This window comes from Fimbriimonadia bacterium (assembly GCA_039961735.1).
GTDB lineage: Bacteria > Armatimonadota > Fimbriimonadia > Fimbriimonadales > JABRVX01 > JABRVX01.
Genome location: JABRVX010000002.1, coordinates 106,296 through 117,960, shown reverse-complemented (window position 1 = coordinate 117,960; position 11,665 = coordinate 106,296). Strand labels below are relative to the sequence as shown.

The following is an 11,665-nucleotide window of genomic DNA, read 5'->3' as shown; positions in this document are numbered from 1 at the left end:
TGACGGATTTCAACGCCCCTATCCCCCCCTCGGATGGGGGCTGTTCTGCGCGTGGACCGGATTGGGGTGCACCGACGTCATGCTTCGACAAGCTCAGCATAACGGGTGCGATGGCGGCGGTTACTCGAAAGCTCGGCGGCGTCAGTGCCTCGCGCCGCCGTACCTACGGCCGCAGACCCCGGGCAAAGCCTTCGGCGAACGCACCGAGGTCGCCCGACGGGTCCTGCTCCGACAGAGCCTGCACGAGGGCGCTTCCAACGATCGCGCCATCCGCGAACGCGTGCACGGCGGCCACATCCGTGGCCGAGCGAACGCCGAAGCCCACCAGAGCCGGCAGGCGAGTGACAGCCCGGACCCTATCCACTAGGGCACGTGTCTCGGACCACGCCGTCTCCCCCACACCAGTTACGCCGGTTCTCGCGATGCAATAAACGAAGCCTGTCGAGATCTCGCACGCAGCGCGGACGCGGGCGTCGGTGGAGGTAGGTGCGACGAGGAACACGGTATCGAGATCGTGGCGCGCCGCCACCTCGCACCACGGGTGGGCCTCCTCGGGCGTCAGATCGGTCACGATAACCCCATCCGCACCATGCTCCTTCGCTGCTTCCGCGAACTCGGAAAGGCCCAGGCGCAGCACGGGGTTGTAGTAGGTCATCAGGATGATAGGCACATCGGTTTTCGCGCGTGTACTACGTACTGCTTCCAAGACCTCGCCGACCCGGACTCCCCTGTCCAGCGCACGCTGAGACGCCGCCTGTATGACCGGTCCGTCCGCAATAGGATCGCTGAAGGGGATGCCGACCTCGACCGCGTCGGCCCCCCCTCGCGCCAGCCCTGCGATCACCTCGGGCAGGCAATCCAGATTGGGATCGCCTGCGGTGACGAAACAGACCAGCGACTTGTTGGCGGACAGGGCGGACCTCAACCTCGACATCGTCGCTCAGTGTACCGGAGCAACCGTCGAGCTGCCGAGAATCTAGAGCGGAATATGAAGTTGCGCATCTCGAACCGAATCGCCGCGATCCTCGGGTGGGCCGCCGTCCTGGCTCCGTCGCTCGTGCTGCGCATCTATCCCGCAGTGCCGCTCGCCGCGGATGAGAAGGTGTTCGCGGTGGTCGCGAGGCAGATCGCGGCAGGCGCGGTGCTGTACCGCGACGTGTTCGACCACAAAGGGCCGGCGTTGTATTGGGCATTCAACGCTTGGACGGCGCTGTTCGGAGGCTCTTTCGTCGGCGTACGAGTTGGCAGCGCGTTGGCCTCCGCCGCACTGCAGGTTGCCGTGTACCTGGTGGTTCGCCGGCTGACGGAGCGCCAGGGCCCGGCGCTGTTTGCTGCACTGGCCATCGGTTTGGCTGCTTGGGTGACCAACCGCATCTTCGGGGTCGAGCTTTGGATGGCTGCGGGCGCAGCCATCGCACTCGCCCTCTTGGTCTGTTCGCAGAAGGCCTCGGCGGCCTTCCTTGCAGGAGCCGCGGCCGGCTTCGGGGTGACGATCAGGCCGACCGGGTTGATGGATGCACTCGCGATTGGAGTGGTAACGGCGACCCTCGCACACGGGCATCGGCCGACGCGTACCTTCGCTTATTGCGCGGGGCTGACCACCTGTTGTGTAGCCTTCTTCTGGCCGACAGTTCGCGCTGGGGCGGTAGCCGATGCGCTCTATGCGTTGTTCACGTTCAACTCGTACTACTCGTCCGTGATCCCGGTGGATGGCGCTTTGGTGGGAACGCTGGGGCGGTGGCTCGCGGTGCAGCTCGTGGTCTGCGCCTTCCTATGGGTGCCGACGCTAGGCACACTGATGCGTCTGCCAGAAGATGGCGAGCAACGCAGATGGGCGCGGCTGCTGTTGGCGTGGACGGCGATTGGGATCGTGTGCTCGCTGCTGGGTAGGCGGCCGTTCAACCACTACCTCCTGCAACCCTATCTTCCGATGAGCATCCTCTCTGGGATGTGGCTGGCGCACCTACGCACTCGGCTCCCTTCGCTCACACCAAGGGCTGTAGTTCTAGTGTCTTGTGGATGGCTGGTGATGGCTAGTGGTCTGGCATGGGTACACGTGAACAAAGTCCGCGCCCCGCAGCTGGCTTATGCAAAGGCGGAAAGGCAGGTTGCCGAGACGGTGGACGCGATGACCGACCCTGGCGACAGAGTGTATGTGTGGGGCAACGCCACGAACATCTACTTTTTCTCCGAACGCGCCCCCGCCACGCGCTACCTGTACTACCCGCCGTTTCGTGGTGCGGAGATTCCCCCGCCCTTCGAAGTTGCGTATTGGCAGGACTGGCTGGCGCAGTTCGACAGCGCGAGACCCACCATCGTCGTGGACTGCTCCGGCACTCGCTGGAACGATCTGCCGTGGCTCGATCCCGAGCGAAACCATGCCTTCGCCCAGCGGCTACACGACCAATACGAACCCGTCGAATCGCTTCAGGGCTTCCGGATCTACGTCCTCCGAGAACGACGCAGCGCAGAGCTACGTTGATTCGATCCTTCGCGTAAGCTATACTCCTGGTCGAAGGTGCTGCGCGCACCGCGATCGGGAGGCACTCGCTTTTCCATGGATACTAGCGATTTTAGGAACGGTCTGCACATCTATCTGGACGGACAGGTCTTCACCATCATCGAGTTTCAGCACGTCAAACCGGGTAAGGGAGGGGCGTTCGTTCGCACCAAGCTGAAAAACCTCCGCACGGGCGGCGTCGTGGACAAGACCTTCCGTGCCGGCGAACGCGTGGACCAGGCGTTCCTTTCCAAAAAGCCGATGCAGTACCTGTATCGCTCCGGCGACGAACTCACACTGATGGACCTGGACACCTACGAGCAGACCCCCTTCCCAGCATCCGTCTTCGGCGACGGCATCCGCTTCCTCAAGGAGGAGATGCAAGTGCTGGTTCTGGACGTGGACGGCGAGGTGATCGGAGTGGAGCTTCCGAACTCGGTAGAACTCGAGGTGATCGAGACAGACCCCAGCTTCCGAGGCGATACGGTATCCGGTTCCTCCAAACCCGCCACCGTGGAGACCGGTGCGAAGATCAACGTGCCGTTCCACATCAACGTAGGCGACCTGATTCGCATAGATACACGAAGCGGCGAGTACTTGGAGCGCGTCAAGAAGTAGGACGTCGCGCGAAAGAAGGGGGAGTCGCCGGTGCGCAGACCTATTGACCCGCTGGTTCCGGATAATCAGTTCCGTCGCTTCGTGGACGATTGGGCCCCGAGGGTGTTGGGACTCGGGATCGTTCTCACGCTGCTGGTCTTCGGATACCTCATCTATGCTTCCATCAGCTTCGGCTCCTCGACGGCGGGCAACCTGACGGTCGAGGACGTCGGACGCCTGCAGAACTCGCTGAACATCGCTGGCACTTGGTCCATCATTGCGCTGCTTATCCTCAGCCTCGGCATGATCCTCATGTACGCGGAAGAGGGCTCCACCGGTCCGCTCCTCTTGCTGTTCGGCGCGGTGATCTACTGGGGCATCCCGATGTTCATCATCATGTCCCAGGGCGGTCACGACCCCGGGAACAAGGAGCTTTTCGACCAGGCGCTCGGCACCATTCGCCAGGGCACGCTCGCAGTGGTGGTTCCCGGGCTGCTGATGTCGGTGATCACGGTCGCGCTGAACACGGGGCGACGAGGCACCGTCGGGGTCCGCAAGGACCAGATGCAGTACGGGAAAGAGGTCAAGGAAGAGCCCGAAGTGGTGAACCGCTTCATGGGCAAGTGCTGGCAGCTTCCCTACTGCCGCAAGTTCATCCGAGTGAAGTGCCCCATTTACCTGAGCAGACGCTGTTGCTGGCGGGAGCGTGTCGGCTGCATGTGCGAAGAGAAAGTGATCAGTCAGGCGCTGGAGGGCACGGTCGCCATCCCGAAAGACCCGGTAGCTGCGGCGCAGTACATCCCTTACAACAAGAGGCTCACGCCAGCAGAGAAGGCCGAACGCTGCCGGAACTGTGTCATCTACAACGAGCACCAACGGCACAAGTACCGACTGCTGGTTCCCCTCGTACTGCTCGGTATCATCGGCCCGGTGGTCGTGTGGCACGGGCAGTTCACGGAGTGGATGGGGCAGGTATTGATGCGGCTCGACAGCATCTTCGGCCGCTTCTCGGTAGCATCGGTCGGACTGGCGGAAGCCGAGCCGGGCTCGCAAACCATTCTGGAGGCGTTCCGCACGACTCCCATCGCGGTACAGATTCTGCTGGTGAGTGCGGTGATGTTGGTGCTGGCCTACGCCCTTCGACTCGTGGAGTATGCTTTGTTCAAGTGGAAGATATGAAGCGGCCCGACATCATGCAGTTGGACGAGCTGCTCGCGGCGATCGTGGCCGCGGACCTCTCGGAAGCGGAAGTCGAAGTGGGCGACGTGTGCCTCTCGGCTGAGCGGGTCAGAACCGGGCGGATAGTGGACACCGCAGTGAACGTGCCGGAGCCGGGTGAACCTCGTCCATCTCTACATCAGGTCCGAGCTCTGATGGTGGGCTACTACCGCGCCCCCGAGTCCCCGATTGCGCCCGGAGATACGGTGTCGAGGGGTACTCTCCTAGGCAGCATCGTATCGCTCGGCCTCCATAACGAGATCCGCTCTGACATCGATGGCGTCGTGGTGGAAGCTCCACTGGCGGACGGGCAGCCCGTCGAGTACGGGCAGTTGATTGTCAGCATCAGACCGAAGGAAGAGGCGGCAGAATGAGAGAGCAGGGGTTTTCGTTGATCGGCTCTATGATCGTGGTCGCCCTCGTGCTCGTGTTGGCCCTGTTCTTCATCTACGGAAGCCCGCTTTGGGAGAAGCGCGAGCCTCAGCGAGCGGACAAGCGCGACACCAACGTGATCACCGGCTCGAAGGCAAGGGCGAACGACGCGGTGTGCATGAACGGCCTCCGCCAGGTGCGCTACGCGATAGACATGGAGAAGATGTCGAGCGGGGCACCGCCGGCAAGCCTTCAGTCGCTCTCGTCGGTGCCCAAGGAGATGCTGGTGTGCCCTATCGGTGGCGAGCCCTATCAGTACGATCCGGCGTCAGGCACGGTCCGCTGCCCACATCCGGGTCACGAACGCTACTAACGCGCCTGAACCGTCACGATGTGCGCATGCTCCTTCAGCAGGTCGGCCACCTTGCGGAACAGCGCCCGGAAACGGACCTCGTCCATGCCGTTCTGCTTCTGAATTTCCCTTCGCGCCACATCGAACGAAACGCGAGCCCTGTCGGCCAGGCGCTGAATTTGAAAATCCAGGTCCTCTTGCGTCAGCTCGATCTGCTCCGCCTCCGCGATATCGCGAATGAGCAAAGCGCGCTTCACCTGCATCTGTGCATCCGCTGCAACCCGCGCGCGTAGCTCATCTACCGAGATGCCCTCCGCCGCTGCAAGCGCCTCGAAGCTGCTGTTGTTGCGAGCTTGCTCCTGCTCGATCTCGGCGATGCGCTCTTGATAAACGCTCTCCCACATGCTGTCCGGGATCTCGACGGTGGAGTTTTCGAGGAGCCGGTTGAACAGTTGTTCGGTCACCTGCTCGTCGGCCATCGCGCCCTTGATGGCAGCGATGGTGCCGCGAATCTCTTCGCGGAAGGCCTGGATGCTCTCCCGCTTCATTGCCTTGGCGAAGTCGTCGTCCGCTGCAGGCATCTCGACCTTCGAGAGGGACTCGACGCGGACGGAGCAGTCCATCATCTTGCCCGCCCAGTTCGAACCTTCCTCGAAATCATTTGGAAAGGTAAGCGATGCAGACTTCTGGTCCCCTGGGCTCATGCCGACGAGAAGCTGATCCAGTTGGCCGAAGGTCTGCCCCACGATCACCATGAAACGCTTGGTCTCGTCGGCCTCTAAGGAGGTGATGTCGAGAACCGCGAGGTCCCCCGACTCCGCCGGCCTGTCCAGCGGGATCTGCTTGGCACGACGCCTGCGCATCTCTGTCAGCTCGCGCTCCACTTCTTCGTCGGTCGGCGTAGGGTCCGGACGCTGCGCCGAGAGCCCTTTGTACTCGCCGAGCTGCACCCGAGGAGCGAGCCCGACCTTGGCTGTGAAGCGGCAGGCAACGCCTTCCTCGAAGACGTCGAGTTGGAGCGACGGCGCACCGTAAGGCTCTAGTCCCGCCTCCTTGACCGCTTCTTTGTAGGCTTGCGGAACCAACTGCTCGGCCGCACGGCGGTACAGGTCATCCTTCGGGATCATCTGGTCAACGAAGTATGCGGGGGCCTTCCCCGGGCGAAAGCCCGGCACTCGCAGTTGCTTCGCGATCTGTCTGCGCGCCTGCTCCACGGCCTCCTGCACTTGCTCGGCTTCGACCTCGACGGTCATTTTCACGGTGCAGGGGTTTAGTTGTTCCTGTTCCAGTATTCTCACGGGTACTCCTAGAGGAAAAGGGACACACGCCGAAACCATACGGCCGACGAGTTGGAATGGCGACTCTACCCGACCCGTGGGAGGGACCGCCAGGCAGGGCGCAACCTAGTGATCGCCTGCATTCACTCTCCCCAGCCTCCGATGATCCATATGTGGTGGCCCACGTGAGTCGCACACACGCATCGGGCAAGAATCCTGAGCTCGGGGGAGTAGATTGAGCATCACTCGAAAACTCGCTGTGTACGGTGCCGTCTTGGCGTTCATGATCTCCGGCATGTTCTCCGTAGTCTGCTTCCTGATAGCTGACATCAGCATCGGAGTGCTGCTGCCCCCGTTCATCGTGATGACACTCCTGAGCAGCGGGATCGGTGCGGCGATAGCCTGGCGGCTCGCACAGGACGTTCTTCGGCCGGTTCGGCAACTCACGGGGTCTCTCGAAAGGCTCGCGATGGGCGAGATTGACAACGATGTGCCGGAGACCCACGAAGTGGAGCTCGCCGAGCTAGCCGAGCGTGTGCGGAGCGCGATGCAGTACGCCAAGCAGATCGCCGGCCAGGCTCAGCACATCGGAGAAGGCGACCTGTCGGCCGAGATACGGCCGCAGTCCGCGCGAGATGCGATCGGCTCTGCCTTCGCTTCGATACTTCACGAGTTCCGTGAACATGTCGTGCGACAGATCGAGGAGGCGAACGAGCTTGCCGTATGTGCGAGCACCCTTGCGCACGCTGCACGGACATCTTCCGAGGCGATCCGCCGGACTGCCGAGGCCGCCGAAGAAGTGGCGCATGCCTCGCGCGAGACCGCCAAGGTGACCGAACAGATCGCCGCGGGCGCGCAGAGCCAGGCAGCCAGTTCGGCCGAGGCGGTGGTACTTGCCGCCAAATCCGTGGATTCGGCCTGCAGCGTGGGTAAGTCGGCCGAGGAAGTCGCTGAGGTCGCGGAAGCCACACGGGTCGCTGCGAACGTAGGGACCGAGGCCGTCGAGCGCACCGTCGCGGGCATGATGCGCATCCGAGACACGGTTCAAAAGGCGTCCGCAAGAGTCCGTGACCTCGGCGTGCGCGGGGAGCAGATCGGCACAATCACCAGCACGATTGACGATATCGCCTCGCAGACGAACCTGCTGGCATTGAACGCCGCCATTGAGGCCGCACGGGCCGGTGAGCAGGGCCGCGGATTCGCAGTAGTGGCAGAAGAAGTTCGCAAGCTGGCCGTTCGGAGCGCACAGGCAACCAAGGAGATCGCGGAATTGGTCGCCGGAGTGCAGACCAGCGTCAACGAGGTAGTCGCGGCGATGGAGGCGGGTAACCGGGAGATCGAAGCGGGAGCTGAGATTGCGGTCTCTGCAGGCGAAGCGCTTCAACAGATCCGGTGTGAAGCAGACCAGGTCGCAGAGCGGGCCCGCGCCATCCTAGACGCCGCCGAGAGTATGACGAACAACGTCAGCGCATCTTGCCAGGCACTCGAGCACATGGCCACCATCGCCGAACAGAACAGCGCCTCAGCTCAGGAGATGTCTGCGGGAATGCAGCAGGTGAAAGCTTCGATTGACACCGTGGCGGAGAACATCGCCCGCCAGACACAGACCACCGCGAAGGTTGCTGAGAACGCCGCGCACATGGACCGCCTGGCCACGGAGATGCGGGAGCAGATGAGACGCTTCCGCCTCGGAACTGCGACGCTGCGGGTTGCCAAAAGCGACCATCAGGCGCGAATCCAACGACTACAGGAAATCGTGGCCGGGCGTGTGGAGTTCCAGCCGGAAGACTTCAGCGCGGAGAAAGGCTGCAGGTTGGACGAGTGGCTTCAGGAGGAAAGCACGGGGCGGTTCGGCAGGCTGCCCGCGTTCCAGTCCGTGGCACGGTCCCATTCGGAACTTCACGGCCTGACGCGGGACTGCGTGCACTGCCTGCAGGCAGGAGACCGGGAGGGCGCAGAGCGTCTCATGGTTCGGGTCGAGCAAGTCGCTCAGGATCTGCAGTACGCTTTGGCTTCTTTGGGCAGCCAGATCGAGAGCAGGCAGTCGGAGCAGCACCTGCGTCTGGCAGCGTAGTCCTCCCGATCCGACCCGGACATCCGCTTAGTCGCGCACCGTGGTGAGGATCGCGTATCCGCGCGAGAGACCCTCCGTCGCCGAGCGTACGGACAGAACGATGGTATCCGCGCTGGGCCCTGTCGAGGGGACAGTCACGAACACGCGAAGCAGCGCGCTCTCTCCGACAGCGAGTGTCTTGCGAGGCTGCAAGATCAGTGGATTGGGCCAGGCCTGGTCGGCTGCCTCAACAAGGAACGTCAGCTCTGCTCTGCCTCGATTCTCCAACAGCACATCGTAGGAGACGGTCCGGCCGGCAGGTGCCGATTTGGTTTGGAAGGTGGGTGTGAGCCTGATGCCTGGGTCGAACTGAGTGACCACCTCGGGGTCGCCGGCCGCTTCAGGCCCCCAGACCTCACGCCAGAGGGCGCTCTCGCGCTTCAGATAGAGGTTGAAGAATGCGGTAAGCAACCGGCGCGTGATGCGGAGCTGTTCGGCTCGAGCCAAGCTGCCGCTGTCGCAGCCGAAACTGCTCACATCCTCGAAGCCGCAGTGCCAGCCGCCCGTAATCACGGGCAAGAGCCGAGGGGGACCGCCGGCGTCGTACATTCGCTGGCCGTTCGTAGAGACGGGCACGATTCCGTCTTGACTGCCTGCGATCAGGCTGATGGGAACGAGAACGTTGGGCATCTGGGCAATCGCAGAAGGGTTCGTCTCGGCTGCTGCAAGGTTCGCGAGCGCCTTCACCCTAGGGTCGGCAGCCGTCGCGAGGATGCTACAACCCCCTCCCATCGAGTGGCCGGACATCCCGAAAGCGTTGGTATCGACCGCTCGGTAAAGGAATGATGATGGGTCGGCGTTCTGTTGCGTGAGCCAAGAGAGGCAGTCGCGCATGTCGGAGGCGAAGCGGGAGTGCGACGGGAACAAGCCGCCCTCCGACTCGGAGGCAATAACAATGTGGCCCCATGTGGAGAGGTGCTCCAGAGTGCTACGGTAGCGCGTGACGGGTTGGAGGAACCCGTGGCCGAACGAGATCCCCGGACAAGGCGCTGCGGATGCGTCGAACGGCGTGTTTTCGCCCGGAAGCAGCGCGGGATAAAACAGGTAGGCAGAGAAGCTGCCTCCACCGGACCGGGCGACTGTGACACGGGTCCAGCCGGGCTGATGTGGACCTGGAGCACTAAGATCAACGGCTGCCGGTGTGGTCACGGCAGTCAGCGCCAGCCCCCACGACACAGCCGCGATGGATCTGATTGAGAAGTGCGAACGCATCTTTCCCACGCAGCATCGTATAAGTGATGAGACCGGGTTCACTCTACCACGGGTCCGGGGAGGCTGCAAGGCTTTAGCCGATGATTGGGACTGGCGAGAATCTGGCGAGATTTCTCCGAGAATTTTAGCCGGCGGGCTTGACTCGGCGGGTCGGGCCTTGCTATACTGCTTCTCGCCTCTGCAAGAGGAGGCTTTCGAGTTCGTTGAAAACTAGGTAGGTTTGCGCGAGTGTGGTCCAGATCCGTCAACGGATCTATCGTCGAAACGTAGGTAACATTACGTTTCTTACGAAGAGTTTGATCATGGCTCAGGACGAACGCTAGCGGCGTGCCTAAAACATGCAAGTCGAACGGGCAAAGGGGCTTCGGCCTCTGCGCTAGTGGCGAACGGCGGAGTAATACATAAGTAACCTGCCCTGAAGACCGGGATAACCTTGCGAAAGCGGGACTAATACCGGATGTGGTCCCCGGGGGCATCCTCGGTGACTAAATCAGACAACTGGCTTCGGGAGGGGCTTGTGGCCTATCAGCTTGTTGGTGGGGTAACGGCCTACCAAGGCTACGACGGGTAGCTGGTCTGAGAGGACGATCAGCCCGACTGGGACTGAGACACGGCCCAGACTCCTACGGGAGGCAGCAGTTAGGAATCTTGCACAATGGGCGAAAGCCTGATGCAGCGACGCCGCATGGAGGATGACGTCTTTCGGGATGTAAACTCCTTTTGTTGGGAAAGAACTAAGACGGTACCCAACGAATAAGCCCCGGCTAACTACGTGCCAGCAGCCGCGGTAAGACGTGGGGGGCGAGCGTTGTCCGGAATTACTGGGCGTAAAGCGCGCGTAGGCGGCTGGTTAAGTCAGATGTGAAATCTCCAGGGCTCAACCCGGAAACTGCATTTGATACTGGCTGGCTAGAGAGATGAAGGGGCAGATGGAATTCCTGGTGTAGCGGTGAAATGCATTGATATCAGGAGGAACACCCGTGGCGAAGGCGGTCTGCTGGGCATCTTCTGACGCTGAGGCGCGAAAGCAGGGGGAGCAAACGGGATTAGATACCCCGGTAGTCCCTGCCGTAAACGATGGATGCTAGGTGTGAGCGGTATCAATCCCGTTCGTGCCGTCGCTAACGCATTAAGCATCCCGCCTGGGGAGTACGGCCGCAAGGTTGAAACTCAAATGAATTGACGGGGACCCGCACAAGCGGTGGAGCATGTGGTTTAATTCGATACTAACCGAAGAACCTTACCCAGGCTTGACATCGAGGGCAAGCCCGAGAAATCGGGCCCCCTACCCACAAGGTAGGCCCGAAGACACCTGTTGCATGGCTGTCGTCAGCTCGTGCCGTGAGGTGTTTGGTTAAGTCCAGCAACGAGCGCAACCCGCATCCTATGTTGCCAGCGGTTCGGCCGGGCACTCATAGGAAACTGCCGGGGCAACCCGGAGGAAGGTGCGGATGATGTCAAGTCAGCATGGCGGTTACGCCTGGGGCTACACACATGCTACAATGGGCGAAACAGAGGGCAGCAATGCCGCGAGGCGGAGCCAATCCCAAAATACGCCCCCAGTTCAGATAGCAGTCTGCAACTCGACTGCTTGAAGATGGAATCGCTAGTAACCGCAGGTCAGCTATACTGCGGTGAATACGTTCCCGGGTCTTGTACACACCGCCCGTCAAGCTAACTGAATCTGTTGCACCCGAAGTCCGTGGCTCAACCGCAAGGAGAGAGCGGCCGAAGGTGTGGCCGGTAAGGGGAGCTAAGTCGTAACAAGGTAGCCGTACCGGAAGGTGTGGCTGGATCACCTCCTTTCTAAGGGAGTTACTCACGACTCTCGACTAACACACCCACTCGAACAACCTGCCTAGTCTTCAGCGAACTCGCGTCACTGCAGCTTGGGAATTCGGACCATTGAAAAGCGCGAGCAGGCTCGCGCTTTTTCCTTTTCTGCACCGACCATATCACCGGAGCGTCGAGCGACCCTACCACTGTGCTCACGCGTCGCTGATAGCACCTGCTACACTCTCCAC

9 protein-coding genes and 1 rRNA gene are annotated in these 11,665 nt (G+C 61.8%); 7 read left to right on the top strand and 3 right to left on the bottom strand.

Features of this window, described 5'->3' with window-relative positions; genetic code table 11:
* Positions 1-163: 163 nt before the first annotated feature.
* A complete protein-coding gene (locus HRF45_00740) occupies positions 164-925 on the bottom strand; it encodes a tryptophan synthase subunit alpha (protein MEP0765056.1) in 762 nt (253 codons plus the stop codon).
* A gap of 63 nt (positions 926-988) precedes the next feature.
* Here HRF45_00740 and HRF45_00735 point away from each other — a divergent pair, with 63 nt between their 5' ends.
* From HRF45_00735 to HRF45_00715, 5 genes are all read left to right on the top strand, one after another.
* Positions 989-2,482, top strand: a complete 1,494-nt coding sequence (locus HRF45_00735; GenBank protein MEP0765055.1) for a glycosyltransferase family 39 protein — start codon at positions 989-991, stop codon at positions 2,480-2,482.
* 75 nt (positions 2,483-2,557) lie between these two features.
* The gene (gene efp / locus HRF45_00730; protein ID MEP0765054.1) at positions 2,558-3,118 is read left to right on the top strand and encodes an elongation factor P; all 561 of its coding nucleotides are present in this window, start codon (positions 2,558-2,560) and stop codon (positions 3,116-3,118) included.
* 30 nt (positions 3,119-3,148) lie between these two features.
* On the top strand, positions 3,149-4,276 hold the full coding sequence (locus HRF45_00725; GenBank protein ID MEP0765053.1) for a hypothetical protein: 1,128 nt from the start codon (positions 3,149-3,151) through the stop codon (positions 4,274-4,276).
* Positions 4,273-4,689 carry a hypothetical protein gene (locus HRF45_00720; protein MEP0765052.1) on the top strand — a complete coding sequence of 139 codons (417 nt, stop codon included), beginning with the start codon at positions 4,273-4,275 and terminating at the stop codon, positions 4,687-4,689. Before HRF45_00725 ends, HRF45_00720 begins: the two co-directional genes overlap by 4 nt.
* Complete coding sequence (locus HRF45_00715) at positions 4,686-5,060, top strand: hypothetical protein (GenBank protein ID MEP0765051.1); 375 nt, start codon at positions 4,686-4,688, stop codon at positions 5,058-5,060. Before HRF45_00720 ends, HRF45_00715 begins: the two co-directional genes overlap by 4 nt.
* On the opposite strand, the gene tig is transcribed toward HRF45_00715, so the two are convergent.
* On the bottom strand, positions 5,057-6,337 hold the full coding sequence (gene tig / locus HRF45_00710) for a trigger factor (GenBank protein MEP0765050.1): 1,281 nt from the start codon (positions 6,335-6,337) through the stop codon (positions 5,057-5,059). The genes HRF45_00715 and tig overlap by 4 nt on opposite strands.
* A gap of 214 nt (positions 6,338-6,551) precedes the next feature.
* Between tig and HRF45_00705 the strand changes: the two genes are divergently transcribed.
* A complete protein-coding gene (locus HRF45_00705; protein ID MEP0765049.1) occupies positions 6,552-8,390 on the top strand; it encodes a HAMP domain-containing protein in 1,839 nt (612 codons plus the stop codon).
* Positions 8,391-8,417: 27 nt separating this feature from the next.
* Here HRF45_00705 and HRF45_00700 read toward each other — a convergent pair whose 3' ends face one another.
* The gene (locus HRF45_00700; GenBank protein ID MEP0765048.1) at positions 8,418-9,650 is read right to left on the bottom strand and encodes an alpha/beta hydrolase; all 1,233 of its coding nucleotides are present in this window, start codon (positions 9,648-9,650) and stop codon (positions 8,418-8,420) included.
* Positions 9,651-9,926: 276 nt separating this feature from the next.
* On the opposite strand from HRF45_00700, the gene HRF45_00695 reads away from it, so the two are divergent.
* Positions 9,927-11,453: ribosomal RNA gene (locus HRF45_00695) — 16S ribosomal RNA — on the top strand.
* Positions 11,454-11,665 lie beyond the last annotated feature (212 nt).